Below are 22880 nucleotides of genomic sequence, written 5' to 3'. Positions count from 1 at the left end.
CATGCTGCTGATTACGCAATCGATTGCGTACTTCGGTGCGATCCGACACGGGATCGCCGGAACGACCGTGGAGAAGGCGGGTACCTGATGACGGACGCACGAGTCGGCTGGATCGGAACCGGCAGGATGGGCCTGGCCATGGCCGCGCGCCTGGCCCGGGCGGGGGTGGACCTCGCCGTCTGGAACCGCACCGCCGCCAAGGCCGAACCCCTGCGGGAGCACGGTGCGGCGGTGGTGGGCTCCATCGCCGACCTGCGCGACCGCGGCGTCGTCTTCACCATGGTGTCGACCTCGGCCGACCTGGAGGAGGTGCTGGACACGCTCCTGGGGGGCGAGCGCACGCCCGGGATCGTGGTCGACTGCTCCACGATCTCCCCGGAGGCGTCCGCGGCCGTGCGCGTCCGGTGCCGCGGGCACGGCGTGGAGTTCCTCGCCGCTCCGGTCAGCGGCAACGCCAAGGTGGTGGAGTCGGGCGGGCTCAGCCTCGTGGCCTCGGGCCCCCGGCGGACCTACGAGGCGGTGTCCCACCTGCTGGGGCACATCGGCCGGGCGGTGGCCCATGTCGGGGAGGGGGACGAGGCCCGCCTGGTCAAGATCGCGCACAACCTCATGCTCGGCGTGGTCACCCAGTGCATGGCCGAGATCACCGTGCTGGCCGAGAAGGGCGGCGTGCCGCGCCACGCCTTCCTCGACTTCCTCAACAACAGCGTCATGGGCTCGGTGTTCACCCGCTACAAGACGCCCGCCTTCGTCAACGTCGACTACACCCCCACGTTCACCCCGGTCCTTCTGCGCAAGGACTTCGACCTGGGGCTGGCGGCGGCCCGGAGCCTGGACGTGCCCATGCCCCTCACCGCCGCCACCGCCCAGCTCGTCCAGGCCAGCGTCGGCAGCGGTCGGGTGGACGAGGACTTCGCGATCCTGCTCGACCTCCAGGCCGCCGCCTCGGGCCTGGAACTGGATCCCGAGGGCGTCGCCGTCGACGACGGGCTGGCCCGGTCGTGAGCGCGCCCCTGGCCGCACCCGGCCACATGGCCGTCGACTACGAGCAGCGCGTCGACTTCGACCGGCTGCGCGCCCACCGGTGGGGCAGGGCCAGGGCGGCGTTGGAGAGCAGCGGCTGCGGAGCCTTCCTGCTGTTCGACTTCTACAACATCCGCTACACCACGCAGACCTGGATCGGCGGGGCGCTGGGCGACAAGATGACCCGGTACGCCCTGCTCACCCGGGACGGCGGACCCAGACTGTGGGACTTCGGCTCCGCCGCCCGGCACCACCGCCTGCACAGCCCGTGGCTCGACCCGGAGGACTGCCACGCCGGGATGCTCGGCCTCCGGGGCGCCATCGCGCCCACCGCCGGTCTGATGGAGGACGCGGTCCGCCAGATCCGCGGACTGTTGGAGGAGGCCGGAGCGGCCGACGCCCCCGTCGGCGTGGACATCGTCGAACCGCCGTTCCTGTTCGAGATGCACCGCCAGGGCCTGCACGTCGTGGACGCCCAGCAGTTCATGCTCGACGCCCGCGAGATCAAGTCCCCCGACGAGATCACCCTGCTCACCCAGGCGGCGGCGATGGTCGACGGCGTCTACCACGACGTCGTGGAGGCGCTCAGACCGGGCGTCCGGGAGAACGAGATCGTGGCGCTGGTCAACAAGCGGCTCTACGAGATGGGCTCCGACCAGGTCGAGGCGGTCAACGCGGTCAGCGGGGAGCGGTGCAACCCGCACCCGCACAACTTCTCCGACCGGTTGATCCGCCCCGGCGACCAGGCGTTCTTCGACATCATCCACTCCTACAACGGCTACCGGACCTGCTACTACCGCACGTTCGGGGTCGGATCCGCCACGCGCAGCCAGCGCGACGCCTACCGCCGTGCCCGCGCGTGGATGGACGCCTCCATCGCCATGGTCAAACCGGGGGTGGGGACCGATCAGGTGGCCGGGGTCTGGCCCGCCGCCGCCGACTTCGGCTTCGAGAACGAGATGGCCGCCTTCGGCCTCCAGTTCGGCCACGGGCTCGGGCTCGGACTGCACGAGCGGCCGGTCATCTCCCGGCTCAACAGTCCGCGCGAACCGGTCGAGCTCCGGGCCGGGATGGTCTTCGCGCTGGAGACGTACTGTCCCGCCGACGACGGGTTCTCCGCCGCGCGGATCGAGGAGGAGGTCGTGGTCACCGAGGACGGCTGCCGCGTCCTCACCCTCTTCCCCGCCCAGGACCTCGTCGTCGCCAACGCCTACTGAAGGAAAGGGCATCCATGCTCACGGAACTCCGCATCGCCGGGAAACGGGTCCCGGCCAGCGACGGTGGACGGTTCGGCGTGGTGGACCCCGCCTCCGGGCACGAGGTCGCGACCGTGGCCGACGGCACCGTCCCAGACGCCCTGGCCGCGGTCGACGCGGCGGCCGCGGCCGCCGAACCCTGGGCGGCGACGCCTCCGCGGCAGCGGGGGGAGATCCTGCGCCGGGCCTTCGAGCTGATGGAGCAGCGCTCCGAGCAGCTGGCGGCGCTGATCAGTCTGGAGAGCGGCAAGGCGCTCGCGGACGCGCGTGCCGAGGTCTCCTACGCGGCGGAGTTCTTCCGCTGGTACTCGGAGGAGGCCGTGCGCGCCTCCGGGGAGGTGACCACGGCGCCCTCGGGGGCCCACCGGATCCTCGTGCTGCGCAGGCCCGTCGGCGTGTGCGTCCTGGTCACGCCCTGGAACTTCCCCGCCGCGATGGCCACCCGCAAGATCGGCCCGGCGCTGGCGGCGGGCTGCACGGTGGTCCTCAAACCGGCGAGCGACACCCCGCTGACCGCGCTGGCCGTCGGCGGGCTGCTGGAGGAGGCGGGCGTGCCGGACGGCGTGGTCAACGTCCTCCCCTCCCGGCACTCCGGCGAGGTGGTCTCCGCGATGCTGCGCGACCCCCGCGTCCGGAAGCTCTCCTTCACCGGTTCCACCGAGGTGGGGCGGGTTCTGCTCCGCGAGGCCGCCGACCGCGTCGTCAACACCTCGATGGAACTGGGCGGGAACGCTCCGTTCCTGGTCTTCGCCGACGCGGACCTGGAGGCCGCGGTCGAGGGCGCGATGGTCGCCAAGATGCGCAACGCGGGTGAGGCGTGCACGGCGGCCAACCGCTTCTACGTCCAGGCGCCGGTCGCCGACGCGTTCGGGCGCGCCCTCGCCGAACGCATGTCGGCCCTGGTCGTGGGCCCCGGCACCGATCCGGACACGCAGGTGGGGCCCCTGGTGAACCGGGAGGCGGTGACGAAGGTCGACCGGCTCGTCCGGGACGCCGTCCGGGCCGGGGCCAGGACCCTCGCCGGCGGCGGGCGGCCCGACCGGCCCGGCTTCTTCTACGAGCCGACCGTGGTGGCGGACGTTCCCGAGGACGCGCCGCTGCTCAGGGAGGAGATCTTCGGGCCGGTGGCGCCGATCGTCGCCTTCGGCACCGAGGACGAGGCGGTCCGGATGGCCAACGACACCGAGTACGGGCTCGTCTCCTACGTCTACACCGGCGACATGGCGCGCGGGCTCCGCCTGGCCGAGCGGATCGAGTCCGGCATGGTCGGGCTCAACCGCGGTCTGGTGAGCGACCCGGCCGCGCCCTTCGGCGGGGTCAAGCAGAGCGGTGTCGGCAGGGAGGGAGGACACGAGGGCATGCTCGACTACCTGGAGCCGCGGTACGTCGCGGTGGACTGGTGAGGCGCGGGGCGCCGGAGGCGGGCCTTCGGCGCCCTCGGGTTCAGGCCCGCCCGGCGGGGCCTCGGTCCGAGCCGGGCGGGTAGGAGACCAGCTCGAACTGCATACCCCACGGGGCGAGGAAGTACACCCAGCGCTTGCCCCGGACCGGGCCCCGGCTGGGGTTCGGTCCGTCGAGGACCCGCACGCCCCGACTCCTCAGATGGGCGGCGGCGGCGTCGATGTCGTCCACGCGCAGGGCGACGTGGTGGCCGCCGACGTCGCTGTTGCGCGGCACGGAACGGGCCTGGTCGGGCGCCTGGTACTCGAAGACCTCGAAGACCGCCTGGTCGCCGCAGCGGAAGAAGTGCAGTTCGCGCATGACGGTCCGGGGATGCACGTTGAGCCTGGTGGCCATCCAGTCTCCGTCGTCGTCCCGGAACGGGCCGAGCGTGTACAGGTACTCGCAGCCGAGCACGTCCTGCAGGAAGATCCGCGCCTCCTCCAGGTCGGGCACGGTGAAGCCGACGTGGTCGACGCCGGTCAGTCCTGGCAGCATCGCGCTCCCCTTCGTTCGGATCCACGGCCTCCTCCGGCCGACGGCGCGGCTCCCGCCGGCCGGTCACCGGAACCCTGGCACAGGTCCACCTGGTTGCGCAATCGATTTCAAGGAGGAATCATGACGGAACGACACCCACTGGAGCCCGCCGCGCCCTGGGTGCGGATCACGGCCGGCGACGAGGACTGGGACGGGGCCGACCCGGACCTGCTCATGACGATGCTCGGCCACCTCGTCCTGATCAGGGCGTTCGAGGAGTACCTCCTGGAACTGTCCCGCGACGGCCTGGTCCACGGACCGGTGCACTCCAGCATCGGCCAGGAGGGCGGGGCGGTCGGCTCCGTCCTGGCCCTGACCGGCGCGGACACCGTGAACGGGTCGCACCGCGGCCACCACCAGTTCCTGGCCAAGGCGCTCGCCCACCTCGAACCGGAGGGCGTCGACCCGCGCAAGGACCCCTCCGACGCCGTCCGCGCCCTCCTCCTGAGGACCCTCGCCGAGATCTGCGGGCTCGACCGCGGCTTCAGCCACGGCCGCGGCGGTTCCATGCACCTGCAGTGGCACGAGGCCGGCGCGATCGGCACCAACGCCATCGTCGGCGGAGGCGTCCCCCTCGCCGCCGGATCGGCGTGGGCCCACCGGCAGGCCGGGACCGACGCGGTCGCGGTCACCTACTTCGGGGACGGCGCGATCAACATCGGTTCCACGCTGGAGACCCTCAACCTCGCCGCGGCCTGGCGGCTGCCGCTGTGCTTCTTCGTCGAGAACAACGGGTACGCCGTCTCCACCGCAGTCGACGAGGCGACGGGGGAGCCGCGGCTGTCGGGGCGCGGCCCCGGATTCGGGATCCCCAGTTGGAAGGTCGACGGGATGGACCCCCTCGCGGTCCACGCCGCCATGGCCGAGGCGGTGGCCCACATGCGCGCGGGCCGCGGCCCGACCCTGGTCGAGGCCGACGTCTACCGGTACTTCCACCAGAACGGGTCCTTTCCCGGCAGCGCCTTCGGATACCGCACCAAGAAGGAGGAACGCGCGTGGCGGGACCGGGACCCCATCGCCCGGGTCCGGGCCCACCTGGAACGGCGCGGCCTGCTCACGGCGGCCGAGGCGGACGCCGCGGTGGAACGCGCCGCGGCGCTCATGGCCGGCCTCGGCGGCGAACTCCTCGAACCGCTGCCGGGCGGCCGGCCCGGTCAGCGGCGCATCCGCCCCGCCGAGTGGCCCGACCCCGCCTTCGCCGACGTCGGGGTGCGCGGCGACCTCGGCGAGTTCGCGGGAGCGCGGTTCGCCGAGCGCGCCGACTTCACCGGCGACATCGCCGAGTACCGGATGGTCGAGGCCATCGCCAGGGTCACCGCGCGGCGGATGGAGACCGACCCGGGCGTCGTCGTCCTGGGCGAGGACGTGCACCGGCTCAACGGCGGCACCAACGGCGCCACCCGCGGGCTCAAGGACGCCTACCCGGACCGCGTTCTGGGCACCCCGATCAGCGAGAACGCCTTCACCGGGCTCGGCGGGGGGATCGCGCTCGACGGGCGGTTCCGTCCGATCGTGGAGTTCATGTACGCGGACTTCATGTGGGTGGCGGCCGACCAGCTGTTCAACCAGATCGGCAAGGCCCGCCACATGTTCGGCGGCACGGGCGCGGTCCCGTTCGTCCTCCGCAGCAAGGTCGCGACGGGGACCGGGTACGGATCGCAGCACTCCATGGACCCGGCGGGGATCTTCGCCACCGCCGCCGGATGGCGCGTCGCCGCGCCCTCCACCCCCTTCGACTACGTGGGCGTGCTCAACAGCGCCCTGCGCTGCCAGGACCCGGTGGTCGTCCTGGAGCACACCGACCTGTACGACGCGGTCGGCGAGGGGCCCGCCGACGATCTCGACTACTGCCTGCCGATCGGGCGGGCGGCGGTCCGCCGCACGGGGTCCCAGATCACGGTGCTGACCTACCTGGCGATGACCGGAACGGTCCTGGACGCGCTCGGCGACGTGGACGCCGAGGTGATCGACCTGCGCTGGCTGGACCGGGCGAGCCTGGACTGGGAGACGGTCGGCGCGAGCATCCGCAAGACCAACAACGTGCTCATCGCCGAGCAGGGCGCCCTGGGCACCTCCTACGGCGGCTGGCTGGCCGACGAGATCCAGCGCCGCTACTTCGACTGGCTGGACCAGCCCGTCCAGCGGGTGACGGGAGGGGAGGCCTCGCCCAGCATCAGCGCGGTGCTGGAGCGGGCGGCCGTCGCCGGGGGCGACGAGGTCTCCGCCGCGCTGACCGAGATCCTGGGGTACTGACATGGCCGACGTGGTGCGCATGCCGCGGATCGCCGCGGACACGGCGGAGCTGGTGCTCCAGGAGTGGGTGGTCGCCGAGGGCGGGGCGGTGACCGCGGGGGAGGCGGTCGCGACCGTCGAGACGGACAAGGCCGTGGTCGACGTGGAGGCGGAGGGCGACGGCGTCCTGTTGAGGGCGCTGGTTCCGGCCGGGACCAGGGTCCGGCCGGGTGAGCCGATCGCCGTCGTGGGAGCGGTGGGGGAGCAGGCGCCCGCCCCGGACACGTTCCCGGACGAGGCGGCGGTCCGCGGCGAGGCGCCCGGGCCGAAGGCGGCCCCCGCGGGACCGGAATCCGGACACGGCGCCGGAGCGGAGGCCGGGGCCCGGGTGTTCGCCAGCCCGCTCGCGCGCCGGATCGCCCGGGAGGCCGGGATCGCGTTGTCCGAGGTCGACGGTTCGGGTCCGCGCGGCCGGATCCGGCGCGCGGACGTGGAGGCGGCCGTCGAGACGACGAGGAGCGCGCGGACGGCGGAGGCCGCGTCGGCCGCACCCCCGGTGGCCGCTCCTCCGGCGGCGCCGACCCCCGCGGCGGCCTACACCGAGATCCCCCACACGCGCCTGCGCCGCGCCGCCGCCGCCCGCCTGACCGAGAGCAAACGGACCGCGCCGCACTTCTACCTGCGCGGCACGGCGCGGGTGGACCGCCTGACGGCGTTGCGCGAGCGGCTCAACGCCGAGGGGGCGGGGACGCGCGTCTCGGTCAACGACCTGGTGGTCAAGGCCGCCGCACGGGCGCTGGTCCTGGAACCCGGCCTCAACACGACCTGGACCGACACCGCGACGCGCGTGCATTCCAGCGCCGACGTCGCGGTGGCCGTCGCCACGGACGCGGGCCTGGTCGCCCCCGTGCTCCGCGACGTGGACCACCGGTCGGTGGGGGCGGTCGCCGCGGCCGTGCGGGACCTGACCGACCGGGCGTCCGCGGGACGGCTGCGCCAGGACGAACTGGAGGGCGGGACGCTCACCGTCACCAATCTGGGGATGTTCGGGACCGAGGAGTTCGCCGCGATCATCAACCCGCCGCACGCCGCGATCCTGGCCGTGGGGGCCGCCCGCCGGGAGCCGGTCGTCGAGGACGGCGCGGTGGTGGCCGGCACCGTCATGCGGTGCACGCTGTCCGCGGACCACCGGCCGGTGGACGGGGTGGCCGCGGCCCGGTGGATGCGGGCCTTCCTGGACCTGCTGGAGAACCCGCTGCGCATCCTCCTCTGACCGGTCGGACACCGCGAGGGGCCGCGGTCGCACCGCGGCCCCTCCGGCCCGTTCCGGGGCCGCGCGCTCCTCCCGCGGCCCCGATCCGGCCTACCCGGCGCCGGGCACGGCGCCGATCTGACGCAGCAGTCCCAGTTCGTCCCCGAAGAACCAGGCCTCGGCGACCAGCCCGTCCTCGATCCGCCAGATGCCGACCTCCAGGACCTCCACCCTGCGCCCGGTCGCCGGGATCCCGAAGAGCGGGCCGGTGTGCGTTCCGCGCAGCGTCCACACCGCCCAGACCCGGTCGTCCTTGGCGATGACGTCCTCGACGGTGTCCACCCGGTCGGAGATGGTCGACGCGGTGTACCCCGGCCCCTCGGCACGCGCGGCGTACGCGTGCGCCAGGTGACCGAACCCGTTGCGGTGCCGGCGCATGTCCGGATGCGTGTACCGGCGGCGCTCCTCGAAGGGGGCGGCGCGCAGCGCCAGGACCAGGTCGATGTTGGCCCGCTCCCGGTCGGTGTAGGAGGCGGGCGGGGGCGGCAACGGCGGAACGGCCCCGACCAGGCCGCGGTCGCGGTTCACGCCGCTCCCTCCATCCGCACGAGCTCGACCTCCAGGGTGATCCGCACCTCGTCGGAGACGACGGCGCCGCCGGTGTCCATGACGCCCGACCAGGTCACTCCGAACTCCCTGCGACGGATCACCGCAGTGGCGGAGAAGCCCGCCCGTACGGCGCCCCGGTGCTCGACCTGTCCGCCGAAGACGGCGTCGAGCACGACCGGGCGGGTGGCCCCCCTGATCGTCAGGTCGCCGGGGACCCGGAAGCGGTCTCCGCCGACGAGTTCGACCGGACGCGAGGCGAACGCCATCACCGGATGGGCCGCGGCGTCGAGGAAGTCGGGCGAGCGGATCAGGTCGTCCCGCATGGGGTGACCCGAGGAGACGCTGGCGACGTCGACGGCGGTGGAGACCGTGGCGCCGAACGGGTCGTCCGGGGGCACCGTCACCCGGCCGTCGAACGCCAGGAAGCGCCCGTGCACGCGCGCGACGGTCATGTGCCGGACGGAGAACCCCACCAGGGAGTGGGCGGCGTCGATCGTCCAGATGCCCGGACTCAGGGGGGTAGCTGTGCCGGTGGCCGCCATCACCGCCCCCCGTTCCCCGACGGGCCCGCGAACCGCGGCATGACGTCCCTGACGAACCGGTCCAGGGAGGCGTCGGCCAGCGCGGGGTCCATCTGCCCGTAGAGGAACACCAGCGTCATGTGCTCCACCCCCTGGGCCCGGTACTCGGCGATCGCCGACGCCACCGTGTCGGGTCCGCCGACGATCATCGCCCTGTCGACGAAGGCCTCGCGGTCCACGGGAGAGACCCCGACGACGCTGTTCTTGAACCCGGCGCCCTCCGCGCCGCCCCCGAACGTCCGCCTGGACTGCTCGGCCAGGTAGTCGAGCGGTCCGGCGACGTCGCGCCGGGCGGCCTCGTCGGACTCGGCGACGTAGACCATCTTCTGCACCATCGACCACTCGCGGGCGAAGCGGACCGTCTCGGCGTCGTGCCCGGCCTCCTGCAGGGCCTTGTGGTAGAGGGACCACTTGCGGCCGATCTCGGCGGCCGAGTCCCGCGCGGTCATGAGGACCCAGCCCCGCTCGGCTGCGTAGAGCACCCCCTCGTCGGACAGGCTGGCCCGGCCGAAGCGCGGTCCTCCGGGTGTGAAGGCGGCGGGCATCACACGCCGGGTCAGCACCCCCCGGGAGTGCGTGGTCTCGTACTCCAGGTCCGGGTCCTCGAGAGTCTTGGCCAGGGCCTCGCCCGCCACGTCCAGGACCTCCTGCATCATGGGGCCGCGCTGCTCGGGGTCGCGGCCCAGGCCCTTGTACTCCTGGGGCGACCCGCCGGTGCCCACGCCGATCACGCACCGGCCCCGGGTGAGCAGGTCCAGCGTGTTGCACGCCTCGGCGAAGTTCAGGGGGTGCCAGAGGGCGGGGACGGCGACGGACAGCACGACGTAGGCGTCGCGCAGTTGCGGCGCCAGGTAGGCGCCGAAGGTGAACGGGTTTCCGTACGTGTTGTAGCCGGTGAAGTGGTGTTCGGTCAGGCAGATCCCGGCGAACCCGCTGCGGTCGGCGCGCAGGGCCTGTTCGGTGACCGCCTCGATCACGTCGAGATCGTGGTCGGGGCCGGGGGACTGGGCGTTCAGGTAGATCGAAAACCGCATGGCAGCTCCTTGTCGTGACGGTGTGGGCAGCGTCCGCCGGAGGCGGGCGGGGGGTCAACGGCGTGTGCAAACCTGCACACGGCCGCCGCGGGCGCGACCGTGTTCGAAACTGCACAGCGGCTTGTCCGGAGGATGCCGCGAACGGACGATGGGCGGCATGACGAGCTCAACGGAATTCGTGGACTGCATGTCGATGGCCCCGGCCGTCAACCTGGCCGGGTACGGGGTCGGCGAGGCGCTGTTCAAATCGGTGGTCGGTTCGCTGCCGACCGGGGTCACGGTGGTGACGTCCCTGGACGGGGAGGGTCGGCCGGTCGGTATGACCTCCGGCGCGGTGTGCGGTCTGTCCTGTTCGCCCCCGCTGCTGTTGACGTGCATCGGACGCCGGTCACAGACGCTCAGGCATCTGCTCGGGCACGGGACGTTCTGTGTGAACGTCCTCGGCGCCGGGGCGGACCGGCTCTCGGACCGGTTCGCCGGGCGCGGTCCCGACCGGTTCGCCGGGGTGGCGTGGCGGCCGGGTCCGCGCGGGGTGCCCGTCCTCACCGAGGGCGTGGTCGCCCACGCGGTGTGCGAGGTGTACGAGGAACTCGGCGGCGGCGACCACACGATCGTCGTCGGCCTGATCGTCGGGGGCGAGCACCGGCCGGACGCGGCCCCGCTGCTGTACCACCGTCGGCGCTATGCCGGGTTTCCGGAGGACTGATCGAAATCGATTGCAGAGACATCGGCACGCATCTGAGGCTCCATCCTCCAGTCGGATGGGGCCTTCTCTGTGTATCCAGGCAGATCCCGAGGGGGAGGTAGCGGGTCAAGAGCGCGTTACAGACTGCACAGCACCCTTGACCAGCGACATGTGAGGTACAACACTCTCGTCTTAAGCAATCGATTGCGTCACGTTCTCCGGGCTTCACCCGGAGCGGGCGCGGTCGGTACGACCAGGCGAAGGAGTTGGCATCCTGGATGCGCGTCCTCTACCTCCCCGTCCGCCGCTCGACGGGGCGAACACGGCGGTCCGCCCCGGAGCGGTGTCCGTGCCCCCCCGAACCGGTCGGACCGGTGGTGACGGCATGAGCGCCTCCACCACGCTGCGGTCCGCGTCCGGCCTCCAGTCCCGCAAGCGCAGGCGGACGGCGCCGGGAGCGGCACGCCGGGGCCTGACCTCGGTCCTGCGCGGCGTGGCCGGGGCAGCGGCCGTCGCACTCGCCTTCGAGGGCTTCGCGCGGCTGGAGGTCGTCGACCCGCGGCTCCTGCCCCCGGCCACCGTGATCCTGCCCCGCGCCCTGGAACTGCTCGTCGACCCGTCCTTCCTCGTCGAGGTCTGGGCGACCCTGGCGTCCCTGCTCCTGGGACTGGCGCTGGCCGCCGTGATCGCTGTTCCCCTGGGGCTGCTGCTCGGCTCCTACCAGGCCATGGCCAGGGCGTGCGCGCCGATGGTCGACTCGCTGCGCTCCGTCCCCGGCATCGCGGTCATCCCGCTGCTGGTCCTGGTCATGGGCCAGGGCCTGGAGATGAAGGTGACCATCGTGGTCTTCGTGACGGTCTGGCCGCTGCTGTTCAACACCATGTACGGCGTGCGGTCCGTCGACCGGGTCGCGGTGGAGACCGCCCGCAGCTTCCGCGTCCCGACCCTGATGACGTGGCGGAGCGTGGTCCTGCCCAGCGCGGTGCCCCTGATGCTCACCGGCCTGCGCGTCGCGCTGGCCACCGGCCTGACCGTCGTCATCGCCGCCGAGATCGCGGTCGGCACCTACGACGGCGTGGGCTACTTCATCCTGCGGGCCAGCTACGGCGGGTTCAACGCCGACACCGTGTTCGCCGCGGTCGTCCTGGCCGGTGTGCTCGGTTTCCTCATGAACTGGCTCACCACGGCGGCCACGTCCCGGCTCGTGGCCTGGAGCGACCGAGGAGCGACCCCGTGACCAGCACAGCGGTGACGACCCCCGCGAACGCGCTGGCGCACGCGCGCGGCATCGCGATCCGCGTCGTGCCCACGGCCGCGGTCCTGGCGCTGTGGCAGTGGGCGACCACGGCCCACCCGTCCCTGTTCTTCCCCCCGCCCTCGCTGATCGTCGGCCGGGTCGTGGAGCTGTGGTTCAGCGGCCCCCTGGCGGGAGCCCTGCTCACCGACCGGTTCTGGGCCGACGCCGGGCCCAGCGTGGCCAGGGCGCTCACCGGCTGGCTGCTCGGCGCGGCCGTCGGGGTGGCCGTGGGGATCACCGCGGGCCGGTGGCTGAGCGCCGCGGGATACCTCGATCCCCCGGTCAACTTCATGCGCTCCCTGCCCAAGCCCGCGATCGTCCCGCTCTTCCTGCTGCTGTTCGGCGCGGGGGACGCCATGCGGGTCGGACTGATCGCGTTCGGCTGCATCTGGCCGGTCCTGCTCAACACCATGCAGGGTGTGCGGTCCGTCGACCCCGCCTACCACGACACGGCCAGGGCCTTCCACATCCCCGTGGGCCGGCAGCTCCTCCACATCGTCATCCCCGCGGCGGGGCCCAAGATCGCGGCGGGCATGCGGGTGACCCTGTCCCTGTCGCTGATCCTCATGGTGCTCTCCGAGTGGCTGCTCGCCCGCGACGGGCTGGGCCACTTCCTCATCAACGCCCAGCGCACGTTCCAGATCCTCGACCTGTGGGCGGCCATCGTCCTGCTCGGACTCCTCGGCTACCTGCTCAACGTCCTGTTCCTCGCCGTCGAGCACCGCGTTCTCGGCTGGCACCGCGAGATCTCCCTGGGAGGCACCGGATGAGCACGCTCGAGGTCGCAGACCTCACCAAGGTCTACGACCGCGGATCACCCGCCCACACCGCTTTGAGGGAGGTGTCCTTCGAGGTCGGGGAAGGCGAACTGCTGTCGATCGTCGGTCCGTCGGGCTGCGGCAAGACCACGCTGCTCAAGTGCGTGGCCGGGCTCGTGGAGCCGACCGCCGGCCGGGTCTCGCTCCTCGGCGAGGAGGTCACCGGGGTCCCTGAGGGACTGGCCGTCGTCTTCCAGGACTACTCGCGCTCGCTCTTCCCGTGGATGCGCGTCGGGCGCAACGTGGAGTTCCCCCTGCGCACCCTGGGCCTGACCAGGGACGAACGTCGGGAACGGGTGGAGTCGTCGCTGGCCGCGGTGGGGCTGGCGGGCAAGACCAGGCAGTACCCCTGGCAGCTCTCCGGAGGCATGCAGCAGCGCGTCGCGATCGCGCGGGCGCTCGCCTACCGGCCCCGGATGCTGCTGATGGACGAACCCTTCGCCTCGGTCGACGCCCAGACCCGGTCCGAGCTGGAGGACCTCACCCGGGCCGTGCACCGGGAGTTCGGCATGACGATCCTGTTCGTCACCCACGACATCGACGAGGCGGTCTACCTCGCCGACCGCGTGATCGTCCTGCGCGGGTCTCCCGGGGCGGTCCTGTCGGAGATCGGCGTGGACCTGTCGGACGAGCGCGACCAGATCAACACCCGGTCCCTCCCCGAGTTCGTGCGCCTGCGCAGCTCCGTCGCCCAGCAGATCAGGGACGCGGCGGCCCTCGGCAGCGGTACACCCTCGTGAACTCCGCCAACGTACGCGAACCCCGACCCCTCTGGAGGTAACACGACCATGATCGCCCCACGACCCCCGCGCCTCGGCGTCCTCGCCGCGGCCGGCGGACTCCTCCTCACCACCGCCTGCGCCGGCGGTTCCGACGCTCCCGCGTCCGGAGACGAGGACACGACCATCACCATCAGCAATCCGGCCAACGTCAGCAACGTGGCCCTGCACGTGGCCATCGCCCAGGGCTTCTTCGAGGAGGAGGGGCTGACCGTCGAGGCCGACATCGACCTGGGCGCGGGCAGCACGGTCGAGGCCGTCGCCGGGGGACAGGTCGACATGGCCTGGACCAACGTCGTGGGCGGACTGACCGCCTACAACGAGGGGATCGACATCCGCCTGGTGGCCGTCACCGACGTGGCGGTCGCCGGATCCCAGCAGGTCCTCGTGCCCGAGGACTCCGACGCCGAGAGCGTGGCGGACCTGCGGGGAGAGACGGTGGCGGTCCTGTCGCCCGCGACCATCTGCATCCTCAACCTCCGCTCGGCCCTGGCGGCGGAGGGGCTGCCGGTCGACGCGATCGAGGTCACCCCGGTCTCCCCGCCCGAGCACCCCAACGTGCTGGAGGCCGGGGAGGTCGCCGCGACCTGTACCAGCGACCCGTTCCGGACCCTGATGATCAACGAGCTGGGCGCCCGGTCGGTGTACGACACCTCCAGCGGTGAGCTGGAGGGCTACGCCGTCGGCGGCTACGTCGTGTCGGAGGAGTTCGCCCAGGAGAACGCCGGGGCGCTGGCCGCGTTCCGGCGGGCGCTGATGCGCGGCACCGCCTACGCCAACAGCAACCCCGAGGAGGTGCGCACCGAACTGCCGGAGTTCACCACCGTGGACGCCGAGATCGCGGACGAGGTGATCATCAACATCTTCATGGAGGCGGCGGACGTGGCCGCGATCGAACCCGAGGTCCAGCGGATCGCGGACGCCATGCTCGAGTACGGGATGGTCGACGAGCCGATCGACATCGGCGACTACATCGTCCCCGACGGGGAATGAGGGCGGTGTCCCGCCCGCGCCCGCGGGCGGGACACCCGCGGTCGGCCCGAACACCCCGCACGACCACGGAGGAGAGGTCCCCGGTGATACCCGTGTCGCCGAACGTCCCCACACGAGCCGACCTGTGCGCGACACCGCTGCTGTCCGGTCTCCCGGAACGGGCGGTGGACGACTTCCTGCGGCTGGCGCGCACCCGCCTGCACCGACGGGGCACCCGCCTGTTCTCGGAGGGCGAGCCGGGCGGGTGCGTGTACCTCCTCCTGAGCGGCAAGGTCAAGGTCACCCGCCCCGGGCTGGACGGCACGGAGATCCTGTCCACCATGGTCGGACCGGGAGAGCTCCTGGGGGAGCTGACCGCCTTCGACGGCGCACCCCGGCACGCCGACGCCACCGTGGTGCGGGACTCGGCCGTGGTGCGGATCCCGGCGCCCGCGCTGCTCGACTGGCTGCGGCGGAACCCGGCCGCGTCCCTGCGGATGATGTCCCTGCTCGCCGAACGCGTGCGCCGGATGAACGACCGGTTGGAGGACTCCTCGGGGGCGGACGTGGCGACCAGGGTGGCGCGGGCGCTGGTGGAACACGCCGCCCGGTTCGGCCGCAGGACCTCCGAGGGACTGCGGTTCGCCCTGGACCTGCGCCAGGACGAACTGGCACACCACCTGCGCGCCTCGCGCGAGAGGGTCAACCAGGTCCTGGTCGACTTCTCGCGCCGCGGCTGGATCGAGCGCGACGGCGAGGAGTTCGTCGTGCTCGACCCCGCGGCGCTCACCCGACGGGCCAGGTACCGCCCCGAGACCGCGCACCGGCGCCCCTCGGTCCTGCCGGTGCGCTACCGGAGTCAGTCCCCGTAGCGGACGTGCACGTTCTTCAGCTGGGTGTAGGACTCCGGCTCCCCGATGTCCTCGGCGAAGCGGTGTGCGACCGCGGGGTCGCGGGCGGACACGCCGACGGTCAGGCGACCGGCTCGGGCGTCCGCCCGGCCTCGCGCGGCCGGTCCAGGCGCCCGGTGCGGCGCAGCCACCACTCCGCGGGCAGCGTCCCCAGGGGAGGCACGGAGGCGGCCAACGCGACCAGGGTCGGCCAGATCCCCCAGCGGAGATGCAGCGCGGCGGCCACGGTCAACGCCACGTACAGCATGAACGCGCCGCCGTGCAGCGGCCCGAACACGTGCACGCCGACCTCGCTGCCGCCGCCCAGGTACTTGAAGCCCATGCCGACCAGGAGACCGGCCCAGGTCACGGCTTCGACCACCGCCACCACGCGGAAGGCCGTCGCTGTCGTACGCGGTTGGATGCTCACTCTGTTCCCCGGGGTCTCTTCACTGGACACACGAGATCCCGGCGCCGGGCGCCGGGACCGGTCCCAGGCTAGGCCACCCTCACGGGAGCGGTGCCGCGGGTCCGGGTCGACCGGCGGCGGTCCCTCGACCAGAGTCCGCGGACGCGACGAGCGGCGCGTCCCGCGTCAGTTCCCGGAACCCGACACCGTGGTACAGCCCGCGCGCCTCCGGGTGCCCCGGCGCGCCCAGACACGCGACCGTCGCGTGGGCGGCCCCGGCCGCCCGCGCCACACGCATGCCGTGCAGGAGCATCGCCCTGGCCAGCCCCATCCGCCGGTAGTCCGGATGCGTGCCGACCGGCTCGAACTCAGCGGTCCCGTTCGCTTCGTCGAGCCACATGATCGTCGAGGACGCCATCGTCCCGTCCGGCGCCTCCACCAGGATGTGCAGGTCGCCGCGGTAACCCTCCGTCCCCCGGACGCCCCGGTAGGCCTCGGCCGAGTACGCCGAGGGGGCCCAGGCGTCCAGATGGGCCTGGACCGCGGCCTCCGGCCCGGCCTCGTCGGCGGTGCGGAACCGGAACCCCTCCGGCAGGACGGGTTCCTCCACGTCGGTGAGGTCCCGCTCGTTGAACTGCGTCCAGTGCCCGGTGTCGCCGAGCGAGGCCGGGTCGGTCCGGTAGCCGTGCGCCGCCCATCGCCGCAGAGCGAACGCGTCGGCGGCGCTGGGCAGCACCGTGCGCTCGATGCCCGCCGCCGTGCGGTCGTACCAGTCGATCACGTCGTCGATCAGCCCGGCGTGGTCGGGATGGACCTGACAGGACAGGTAGGCGGTGGTGACGTCCTTCACCGACCCGTCGCTCCGCCTCACCCGGTGCGGAAGACGGGCCCAGCCCCACGCCACGAGGTCCCCGTTGGAGAACCACAGTCGGCGCCGCCACCCCGCGCCCGCGCGGGCGTGCCCCGCGCCCCAGTTCCAGGCCAGCTCGCCGAACGTCGCGTCGCTGTTCACCAGTTCGGGTCGGGTGGCGGTGACACGCTGGGCCAGACCCTGCATGAGCCGTACGTCCGCGGCGGTCAAGCGCTCGGAGTTCGTCATGCTGCGCCACTGTGCCAGGACTCGGCCGCGCCGTCGAACCCTTTTCCGGGGACGCCGGTCGCGGCCCGGCGTCCCCGGAACACCGACTAGGAGGCCATCTCCGTGCGCGAGGTCCACTCGTAGACGGGCAGGTCCCCCTCGTCGGTGTACCGGTGCCGCGCGGTGGCGCTGAAGTGCTCGTAGCCGCCGCGGAACGGGATCTTGACCTCGTCGCCCGCGCGCGGCGCGGGCACGACCCGCTGCGGAAGGTCCTTCGGCCCGCCTTCCAGGACCGCCTTGTGTGTCTCGTCCATACGTTCAGACTCGCACGTGCCCCGGGGCCTGTCACGCACCGCGCCGCCGCCTTTACCCAGGCGGGAGGAGGCGGACACACCCGTGCCCCGCCGGGATTCGACGGGGCACGGGTGTGTTCGGCGCGGTGCCTACCGGCGGCCCATGGGGGCCGCGTCGGCCGGGGCGGCGGGCGACTGGCCCGGAGCGGCCTCGGCGGCCTCGGCGGGCGCCGCCTCCGCGTTCTCCGCCGGGGCGGCCTCAGCCGCCTCCGCGGGCTGGGCCGCCTCCGCCGCGTCGGCGGGCTTGCCGGGCTTGCCGGGCTTGGCCGGCGTGGCCTCTCCCGCCTCGGCGGGCGCGGCCTCGTTCGGGGTCACCTGGATGGTGTCCCCGGTCTCCGCGGCCTCGGCCGCCTCCGCCGCGTCGGCGGGGTTCTGCAGGACGAGCAGAGCCTTCACCGCGGGGTCCAGCTCGCGGATCGTGTCGCCCGCGCTGACGAACTCGACGGCCTGCGCCCGGCCGTTGGTCTCGAACTGGTCACAGGAGTTCCGGATCAGGATGACCGGCGACTCGGTGTTGTTCGTGAACCGGTGGAACTCCGTGTTCTTCGCCTCCTCGAGCACCTCCTCCGGCAGGTTGTGGCAGGAGCCGGGCTTGGCGTCGGTGATGACGTGCTCGTTGGTCTTGAGCTGGCTCCAGTCGATGACCTCGAAGGTCAGCGTGCCCTCCGCGGCCTGGGCCGGGGTGGCGATGGACAGGGTCAGCGCGCAGGCGGCGAGGCCCGTCGCGGCAGCGGTGGTGAAGCGAACCACGATTACACCCTCCGTATGGGATTGATTACAAAACGTTATACACGGGGGTGGGCGCGGATCGCGAGCACGTCGACGGCATGAAGGAAGACTGTTGGCCGTCACGTGGTCTGCGGTTTATTCATCCCTCCAGGACGCGCTCCCGCAACGCACGCAGGGAGGTGAACCGGTGCGCCGCCAACCCCAGGCGGACCGCCGCGTCGACGTTGGCCTGGCGGTCGTCCACGAACAGCACTCGCGCGGCGGGCACCGCCAGCCGCTCCACGGCCCACGCGAAGGCCGCGGGTTCCGGCTTGGCACGGTGGATGCGGCTGGACAGGCCGACCACCGAGAAGGGCTCCAACACCCGGGCGTGCCGTCGCCCGAAGAAGTCGGCGATCTCCGCCGGGATGTTGGACAGCAGCCCGAGCCGGGTCCCCGTGGCGGCCAGGTCCGCCACGTAGGCGACCATCTCCTCGTCGACGCGCGACCAACTCTCCACGTCCAGCGCGAGCAGCCGCCGCACCCGCCGCCCGTCGAAGTCCGCCCCGAGGTGCTCGGCCACCGCCTTCCAGTACGCGGGTCCGTCGAGGTCGCCCCGGTCGTAGGCCTGGCGCGGACGCCAGTACGCGTCCCAGAAGTCCGCCCCGGCCGCCCCGGCCTCCCGCTCCAGGGCCGCACGCCCCTCGGGGGACTGGTCACGGGCGATCACCCCGAACATGTCGAACAGCACGGCGTCCAAGGATGGGACCTCCCGTCGGATCGGATCCGCCCACCCTAGCGCCGCGCCCGGCCGTCCCCGAGAGCGGTCCGACCGCGATACTGGGGCCCATGGACGACCTGATGCTCTCGCTCCTGCCGCTGACCACCACCGCGGAGGAGGGCGGACGCGACGCCCGCGCGGCCCTGCTGCCCGTCGGCAGCCTCGAACAGCACGGCCCCCACCTGCCCCTGGTGACCGACACCGTCATCGCCTGCGTCCTGGCACGCGAACTCGCCCGCGCCCACCCCGTGCGCCTCCTGCCGCCCGTCACCGTCTCCTGCTCCCAGGAGCACGCCGCCTGGCCGGGCACCGTCAGCATCTCCGCGCGCACCCTGCACGCCGTGGTCACCGACATCGCCGCCTCGCTCGGCGGCACCCCGCTCGTCCTGGTCAACGGCCACGGCGGCAACCACGTCCTGGCCAACGTCGTCCAGGAGTCCCGCGGCGCCATGGCGCTGTTCCCCCAGGCGCACGAGTGGGAGGCGGCACGGACGGCCGCCGGGATGACCACCGACAACGACACCGACATGCACGCGGGGGAGTTGGAGACCTCGGTCCTGCTGCACGCCTGTCCGCACCTGGTCCGCCCCGGCCGCGCCGACCACGTCACCGGCGCCCGCGACCACATGCCCACGCTGGGCCTGGCCCCCTACACGCCCACCGGCGTGGTCGGCCGTCCCTCACTGGCCACGGCCGACAAGGGCCGCAGGCTGCTCGCCGCCCTCGTCGCGAACCTCACCGGGCACCTGGCCGCCCTGGACGCGGCGGCGTCCGACCACCCGCACGACGATGACCGCCGCGCCGGGCAGCCCCGCCACGAGCGCCAGCAGCCCGTAGACGACTGACGCCGTCACGCCCTGTTCGGCGCCGAGTCCGGCGGCCCCGAACGCCAGCGCCGCCACCGCCTCGCGCGGCCCCCACCCGCCCACGTTCACCGGCAGGCTCATCGCGAGCAGGGAGAGCACCACCAGCGGCGCCACCTGGGCCACGGGGGCCGACACCCCCGCGACGGAGGTGGCGAACACGAACAGGCCCACGTGACCGGCCAGCGCCGCCGCCGACAGTCCCACGACCTCCGCGCCCCGGGCCAGCACCCCCGCCCGCGCGTCCGCCGCGGTGTCCCGCAGCACGCGCCACCATCGGGGACGCCGCCCCCGGCCCAGCACCAGCCCCGCGCCGACCAGCGCCGCGGCGGCCCCGAGCACCCCGGCCGAGACGCCGACCGCCCGCATCCCCGGCCCGAACAGCGCCGCCGGGAGGGCGAACAGCAGCCCCGCACCGGTCGCGACCAGGACGACCTGGCCCGCCACACGCTCCAGGACGACCGCGCGCACCCCGCGCCCCACGTCTCCCGCGTACCGGCCGTGGCTGACCGCCCGGTGGACGTCGCCCAGCACTCCGGCGGGCAGCACGGCGTTGAGGAAGACGGCGCGGTAGTAGTCCCCGACCGCCCGGGTGAACGGCAGCCGCAGCCCGACCCCGCGCGCCACCACCCACCAGCGCGCCGCGCTCAGCACGGTCGTGTACGCGCCCACGGCCAGGGCGACCAGCACCGCACCGGCGTCCACCACCGCGAACGCGGACGTGAACGCCCCGGCGGGGAACCACCACACGACGCCCGCCAGGATCGCCGCCCCCACGAGGGCCCGCAGCCACCCCGTCCACAGCCGTGCGTGCGTGCGCCGTCGGCCGCTGGAATGCCGTGGGGTTCGATTGGGCTCTGCGTCCTGCGGTGCGCCCGTGTCCCACGTGGCGTCGGCGTCTGGTGGGGGAGCCGTGGTCGGTGGGTCGACGGAGACTCGCCCGGCGCTTCGGTCCCGCGGCGCCCTCGTGTTCCGTGTGGTGTTCGTCCCCCGTCGGCCACCGGAGGTTCGCTTGCGGCCTGGGTCCCGCAGTGCGCCCGGGGCCCAGGTGACGTCAGCGCCTGGTGGGGCCTTCACGGCGCCTCCGATCCCGGCGCCGGAGGCGGCAGCACCACCAGGTCGGTGTGGTGCACCGCGGCCCGCAAACGGCCCCGCTCGCACTGCTCCATCCGCCGCTCCAGGTACGCCGCCACCGGGAGCCCGGGTTCCTGCTCGGCCGCCGCGCCCACCCAACCGCGCAACCACTCGGCCAGAAGGTCGCCGCGGTCCGGCCCCAACCGCCACGGGCTCGCGAACGCGCGCGTGCGCGCCCCCAGCCCCGCGAACACCTCGGCCGTGACGGCGGCGGCGTCGGGACCGAGCCTCCCGCCGCGCCGCTGGTGGTCGTCGAAGGCCCGCGCCACCCGCGCGTCGAGCGGATCGGCGGGGGACAGCTCCACCCGGCCCGCCACCGTCAGCGTCAACAGCGCGGGACACCCGGCCCCGACGACCGCCCCGGCCAGCGCCTCCACCTCGGCACGCGTCAACAGGTCCAGCAGAGCCGAGGCCGCCACCAGGCTCACGCCCTCCAGGTCGCGGGCCCGCAAGGACGCCAGGTCCAGCTCGCGGGTCTGCGCACGGTCGACCGGCACGCTCTCCCGCGCCAGCGCCAGCAGGGCCGGATCCCGGTCGAACAGCACCCACCGCCGCGACTCCGGCAGCCGCGGCGCGAGCCACCGGCCGAACGATCCCGTGCCGCACCCCAGGTCGGCGACCACGCGACCGTGCCCGCGCACCTCCTCGACCGCCCGCTCCGACCTGGCCTCCGCGTCCGCGCCCTCGCGCAGCGCCAGCCACTCCGGTGCGAACGCCGGTACTCCGGTCGAGGTCAACGGCACCCCTCCTGGTCGAGGACCGCGCACATCGCGCGCGCCGCCTGCTTCCATCCTGCCAACTCTGATCGCCGCCGGCGGGCCGAGGTTCGCAGTCTTTCGCGCAGATCCCGGTCGGCGAGCCAGAGCCGCAGCGACGCGGCGAGCGCGACGGCGTCCTCCGGGGCGACGAGGAGGCCGGGCCGGCCGCCCCCGGCGTCCCGCCCCAGGGCCTCGGGGACCCCGCCGACCCGTGCGGCCACCACCGGCACACCGCGCGCGAGAGCCTCGGTCACCGCCATGCCGAACGTCTCGGCGCGCGAGGGCAGCACCACCAGGTCGGCGGCGGAGTAGGCGGACTCCAGAGCGGCCCCCGTGAGCGCCCCCGTCAGCCGCACCCCCAGCGCCCCCGCCCGCGCGCGCACGTGCTCGGCGTGCGCGTCCCGGCCGATCGGTCCCACGCACACGCACTCCCAGGGCCCGTCCAGCCGAGCGAGGGCCTCCAGGAGCAGGTCGTGCCCCTTGCGCGGGGTCACCGACGCCACGCACAGCAGGCGGGAGACGCCGTCGGTGCCGGGTGCGAGCGGTGCGGGGTCGGTGCCCGGCGCGACGTGGTGGACGCGGGCCAGGCCGTGGTGGTCGGCCAGCCTCCGGGCCGCCCACCCGCTGGTGGCGACCACGCCGGTCATCCCGAGCACCGCGCGTTCGCGAGCGTCCAGGGCGGCGGCCTCGTCGGGGGGCAGCCCGGTCTCGTCGGCCAGGGGGAGGTGGACCAGGACCACGATCCGCAGCCGGTCGGCGTGCGGTTCCACGACCTCCGGCACCCCGCAGGCGACCAGCCCGTCCACCAGCGCACCGGAACCGTCGGGCAGGCGCGCCAGCTCCCGGGACAGGCGGTCGCGGTCGGCGGCGGTCGGCCGCGGCCAGGATCCTGGCACCTCGACGCGGCGCACGGGCCGCCCGAGCGCGCCGAGCGCCGCGGCGATCCGCGCGTCGTAGGTGTTGCCGCCGCTGGGAACGACGGCCGGCGGCACCACGAACGCCACGGTCACAGGTCGCGCTCGTAGCTCGCCCACGCCACGTGCGACTCGTGCAGCGTCACCGACACCCCCGTCAGGCCGCGCCCGCGCGCGTCGATCCGCTCCACCAACCGGTCGGCGATCACACGGGCGAGGAACTCGGTCGAGGTGTTCATCCCCGCGAACTCGGGCACCTCGTCCAGGTTCCGGTAGTTCAGCTCGGCGACCAGCGCGCCCAGCTCCCGGGTCACCAGACCGATGTCCACGACGATGCCGTCCTCGTCGAGCTCGGGGCGGCGCAGGGTCGCGTCCACGACGAACGTGGCGCCGTGCAGCCTCCGCGCGGGTCCGAACACGTCGCCTCGGAAGCTGTGCGCGACCATCAGGTGGTCGCGGACGGTGACACTGAACAAG

At 73.4% G+C, this 22880-nt stretch carries 24 protein-coding genes and 1 pseudogene; 12 read left to right on the top strand and 13 right to left on the bottom strand.

Translation table 11 applies throughout. The annotated features are described in order from the left end of the window. The first annotated feature begins 87 nt into the window (after positions 1-87). From ACIBFB_RS19235 to ACIBFB_RS19225, 3 genes are read left to right on the top strand one after another with little or no spacing between them, the layout of a single operon-like run. The gene (locus tag ACIBFB_RS19235) at positions 88-1005 is read left to right on the top strand and encodes an NAD(P)-dependent oxidoreductase (RefSeq protein WP_397231901.1); all 918 of its coding nucleotides are present in this window, start codon (positions 88-90) and stop codon (positions 1003-1005) included. Continuing rightward, on the top strand, positions 1002-2240 hold the full coding sequence (locus ACIBFB_RS19230) for a M24 family metallopeptidase (protein WP_397231899.1): 1239 nt from the start codon (positions 1002-1004) through the stop codon (positions 2238-2240). The genes ACIBFB_RS19235 and ACIBFB_RS19230 overlap by 4 nt, the downstream gene beginning before the upstream one ends. A 14-nt stretch (positions 2241-2254) precedes the next feature. Next, positions 2255-3682 (top strand): NAD-dependent succinate-semialdehyde dehydrogenase, encoded by a 1428-nt coding sequence (locus ACIBFB_RS19225; RefSeq protein ID WP_397231897.1) that lies wholly within the window; start codon positions 2255-2257, stop codon positions 3680-3682. Between the two features lie 40 nt (positions 3683-3722). Here the strand turns inward: ACIBFB_RS19225 and ACIBFB_RS19220 are convergent, their stop codons facing one another. Next, complete coding sequence (locus ACIBFB_RS19220; RefSeq protein WP_397231895.1) at positions 3723-4217, bottom strand: VOC family protein; 495 nt, start codon at positions 4215-4217, stop codon at positions 3723-3725. Positions 4218-4337: 120 nt separating this feature from the next. On the opposite strand from ACIBFB_RS19220, the gene ACIBFB_RS19215 reads away from it, so the two are divergent. Continuing rightward, positions 4338-6509: a thiamine pyrophosphate-dependent enzyme gene (locus ACIBFB_RS19215; RefSeq protein WP_397231893.1), complete on the top strand. Its 2172-nt coding sequence runs from the start codon at positions 4338-4340 to the stop codon at positions 6507-6509. Between the two features lies 1 nt (position 6510). After that, complete coding sequence (locus ACIBFB_RS19210; protein ID WP_397231891.1) at positions 6511-7761, top strand: dihydrolipoamide acetyltransferase family protein; 1251 nt, start codon at positions 6511-6513, stop codon at positions 7759-7761. 90 nt (positions 7762-7851) lie between these two features. On the opposite strand, the gene ACIBFB_RS19205 is transcribed toward ACIBFB_RS19210, so the two are convergent. From ACIBFB_RS19205 to ACIBFB_RS19195, 3 genes are read right to left on the bottom strand one after another with little or no spacing between them, the layout of a single operon-like run. Then, entirely contained in the window at positions 7852-8328 is a 477-nt protein-coding gene (locus ACIBFB_RS19205; RefSeq protein WP_397231889.1) for an ester cyclase, read from the bottom strand. Continuing rightward, the gene (locus tag ACIBFB_RS19200; RefSeq protein WP_397231887.1) at positions 8325-8891 is read right to left on the bottom strand and encodes a YceI family protein; all 567 of its coding nucleotides are present in this window, start codon (positions 8889-8891) and stop codon (positions 8325-8327) included. Before ACIBFB_RS19200 ends, ACIBFB_RS19205 begins: the two co-directional genes overlap by 4 nt. Further along, positions 8891-9964, bottom strand: coding sequence for an LLM class flavin-dependent oxidoreductase (locus ACIBFB_RS19195; protein WP_397231885.1), 1074 nt, complete (start codon positions 9962-9964; stop codon positions 8891-8893). The genes ACIBFB_RS19200 and ACIBFB_RS19195 overlap by 1 nt, the downstream gene beginning before the upstream one ends. 157 nt (positions 9965-10121) lie before the next feature. On the opposite strand from ACIBFB_RS19195, the gene ACIBFB_RS19190 reads away from it, so the two are divergent. The 6 genes from ACIBFB_RS19190 to ACIBFB_RS19165 all read left to right on the top strand — a co-directional run bounded on the left by ACIBFB_RS19190 (position 10122) and on the right by ACIBFB_RS19165 (position 15387). After that, the gene (locus ACIBFB_RS19190) at positions 10122-10670 is read left to right on the top strand and encodes a flavin reductase family protein (protein ID WP_397231883.1); all 549 of its coding nucleotides are present in this window, start codon (positions 10122-10124) and stop codon (positions 10668-10670) included. A gap of 364 nt (positions 10671-11034) precedes the next feature. Further along, on the top strand, positions 11035-11886 hold the full coding sequence (locus ACIBFB_RS19185; RefSeq protein ID WP_397231881.1) for an ABC transporter permease: 852 nt from the start codon (positions 11035-11037) through the stop codon (positions 11884-11886). Beyond that, the gene (locus tag ACIBFB_RS19180) at positions 11883-12716 is read left to right on the top strand and encodes an ABC transporter permease (protein WP_397231879.1); all 834 of its coding nucleotides are present in this window, start codon (positions 11883-11885) and stop codon (positions 12714-12716) included. The genes ACIBFB_RS19185 and ACIBFB_RS19180 overlap by 4 nt, the downstream gene beginning before the upstream one ends. Then, the gene (locus tag ACIBFB_RS19175; protein ID WP_397231877.1) at positions 12713-13504 is read left to right on the top strand and encodes an ABC transporter ATP-binding protein; all 792 of its coding nucleotides are present in this window, start codon (positions 12713-12715) and stop codon (positions 13502-13504) included. The genes ACIBFB_RS19180 and ACIBFB_RS19175 overlap by 4 nt, the downstream gene beginning before the upstream one ends. Before the next feature lie 48 nt (positions 13505-13552). Further along, the gene (locus ACIBFB_RS19170) at positions 13553-14536 is read left to right on the top strand and encodes an ABC transporter substrate-binding protein (RefSeq protein ID WP_397231875.1); all 984 of its coding nucleotides are present in this window, start codon (positions 13553-13555) and stop codon (positions 14534-14536) included. A 92-nt stretch (positions 14537-14628) separates the two neighbouring features. Next, entirely contained in the window at positions 14629-15387 is a 759-nt protein-coding gene (locus tag ACIBFB_RS19165) for a Crp/Fnr family transcriptional regulator (protein WP_397231873.1), read from the top strand. 100 nt (positions 15388-15487) lie between these two features. Here ACIBFB_RS19165 and ACIBFB_RS19160 read toward each other — a convergent pair whose 3' ends face one another. The 5 genes from ACIBFB_RS19160 to ACIBFB_RS19140 form a co-directional block, all read right to left on the bottom strand. After that, complete coding sequence (locus ACIBFB_RS19160) at positions 15488-15835, bottom strand: DUF3817 domain-containing protein (RefSeq protein WP_397231871.1); 348 nt, start codon at positions 15833-15835, stop codon at positions 15488-15490. A gap of 79 nt (positions 15836-15914) precedes the next feature. Beyond that, on the bottom strand, positions 15915-16913 hold the full coding sequence (locus ACIBFB_RS19155) for a GNAT family N-acetyltransferase (RefSeq protein ID WP_397231869.1): 999 nt from the start codon (positions 16911-16913) through the stop codon (positions 15915-15917). An 86-nt stretch (positions 16914-16999) separates the two neighbouring features. Beyond that, positions 17000-17206, bottom strand: a complete 207-nt coding sequence (locus tag ACIBFB_RS19150) for a DUF5988 family protein (protein WP_397231867.1) — start codon at positions 17204-17206, stop codon at positions 17000-17002. Positions 17207-17335: 129 nt separating this feature from the next. Beyond that, complete coding sequence (locus tag ACIBFB_RS19145; protein ID WP_397231865.1) at positions 17336-17995, bottom strand: hypothetical protein; 660 nt, start codon at positions 17993-17995, stop codon at positions 17336-17338. Between the two features lie 118 nt (positions 17996-18113). Further along, positions 18114-18704, bottom strand: coding sequence for an HAD family hydrolase (locus ACIBFB_RS19140; RefSeq protein ID WP_397232052.1), 591 nt, complete (start codon positions 18702-18704; stop codon positions 18114-18116). A gap of 98 nt (positions 18705-18802) precedes the next feature. On the opposite strand from ACIBFB_RS19140, the gene ACIBFB_RS19135 reads away from it, so the two are divergent. After that, positions 18803-19579, top strand: coding sequence for a creatininase family protein (locus ACIBFB_RS19135; protein WP_397231863.1), 777 nt, complete (start codon positions 18803-18805; stop codon positions 19577-19579). A 27-nt stretch (positions 19580-19606) separates the two neighbouring features. Here the strand turns inward: ACIBFB_RS19135 and ACIBFB_RS19130 are convergent. From ACIBFB_RS19130 to ACIBFB_RS19115, 4 genes and pseudogenes are all read right to left on the bottom strand, one after another. Then, positions 19607-20347: pseudogene (locus tag ACIBFB_RS19130) on the bottom strand (lysylphosphatidylglycerol synthase domain-containing protein); the annotation flags it as partial. A 323-nt stretch (positions 20348-20670) separates the two neighbouring features. After that, positions 20671-21468: a class I SAM-dependent methyltransferase gene (locus ACIBFB_RS19125; protein ID WP_397231861.1), complete on the bottom strand. Its 798-nt coding sequence runs from the start codon at positions 21466-21468 to the stop codon at positions 20671-20673. Then, positions 21465-22499: a glycosyltransferase family 4 protein gene (locus tag ACIBFB_RS19120; protein ID WP_397231859.1), complete on the bottom strand. Its 1035-nt coding sequence runs from the start codon at positions 22497-22499 to the stop codon at positions 21465-21467. The genes ACIBFB_RS19125 and ACIBFB_RS19120 overlap by 4 nt, the downstream gene beginning before the upstream one ends. Then, positions 22496-22879: a 6-pyruvoyl trahydropterin synthase family protein gene (locus tag ACIBFB_RS19115; protein ID WP_397231857.1), complete on the bottom strand. Its 384-nt coding sequence runs from the start codon at positions 22877-22879 to the stop codon at positions 22496-22498. Before ACIBFB_RS19115 ends, ACIBFB_RS19120 begins: the two co-directional genes overlap by 4 nt. Between the last annotated feature and the right edge of the window lies 1 nt (position 22880).

The organism is Nocardiopsis sp. NPDC050513 (assembly GCF_044457925.1).
Taxonomy (GTDB): domain Bacteria; phylum Actinomycetota; class Actinomycetes; order Streptosporangiales; family Streptosporangiaceae; genus Nocardiopsis.
This window is presented reverse-complemented; position numbering and strand designations above follow the sequence as displayed.

Excerpts from the sequence above, each read along its gene's own strand:
- ACIBFB_RS19235 (WP_397231901.1), top strand. The coding sequence starts at position 88 with ATGACGGACGCACGAGTCGGCTGGATCGGAACCGGCAGGATGGGCCTG.
- ACIBFB_RS19225 (WP_397231897.1), top strand. The coding sequence starts at position 2,255 with ATGCTCACGGAACTCCGCATCGCCGGGAAACGGGTCCCGGCCAGCGAC.
- ACIBFB_RS19220 (WP_397231895.1), bottom strand. The coding sequence starts at position 4,217 with ATGCTGCCAGGACTGACCGGCGTCGACCACGTCGGCTTCACCGTGCCC.
- ACIBFB_RS19215 (WP_397231893.1), top strand. The coding sequence starts at position 4,338 with ATGACGGAACGACACCCACTGGAGCCCGCCGCGCCCTGGGTGCGGATC.
- ACIBFB_RS19210 (WP_397231891.1), top strand. The coding sequence starts at position 6,511 with ATGGCCGACGTGGTGCGCATGCCGCGGATCGCCGCGGACACGGCGGAG.
- ACIBFB_RS19200 (WP_397231887.1), bottom strand. The coding sequence starts at position 8,891 with ATGGCGGCCACCGGCACAGCTACCCCCCTGAGTCCGGGCATCTGGACG.
- ACIBFB_RS19195 (WP_397231885.1), bottom strand. The coding sequence starts at position 9,964 with ATGCGGTTTTCGATCTACCTGAACGCCCAGTCCCCCGGCCCCGACCAC.
- ACIBFB_RS19190 (WP_397231883.1), top strand. The coding sequence starts at position 10,122 with ATGACGAGCTCAACGGAATTCGTGGACTGCATGTCGATGGCCCCGGCC.
- ACIBFB_RS19185 (WP_397231881.1), top strand. The coding sequence starts at position 11,035 with ATGAGCGCCTCCACCACGCTGCGGTCCGCGTCCGGCCTCCAGTCCCGC.
- ACIBFB_RS19175 (WP_397231877.1), top strand. The coding sequence starts at position 12,713 with ATGAGCACGCTCGAGGTCGCAGACCTCACCAAGGTCTACGACCGCGGA.
- ACIBFB_RS19170 (WP_397231875.1), top strand. The coding sequence starts at position 13,553 with ATGATCGCCCCACGACCCCCGCGCCTCGGCGTCCTCGCCGCGGCCGGC.
- ACIBFB_RS19155 (WP_397231869.1), bottom strand. The coding sequence starts at position 16,913 with ATGACGAACTCCGAGCGCTTGACCGCCGCGGACGTACGGCTCATGCAG.
- ACIBFB_RS19150 (WP_397231867.1), bottom strand. The coding sequence starts at position 17,206 with ATGGACGAGACACACAAGGCGGTCCTGGAAGGCGGGCCGAAGGACCTT.
- ACIBFB_RS19135 (WP_397231863.1), top strand. The coding sequence starts at position 18,803 with ATGGACGACCTGATGCTCTCGCTCCTGCCGCTGACCACCACCGCGGAG.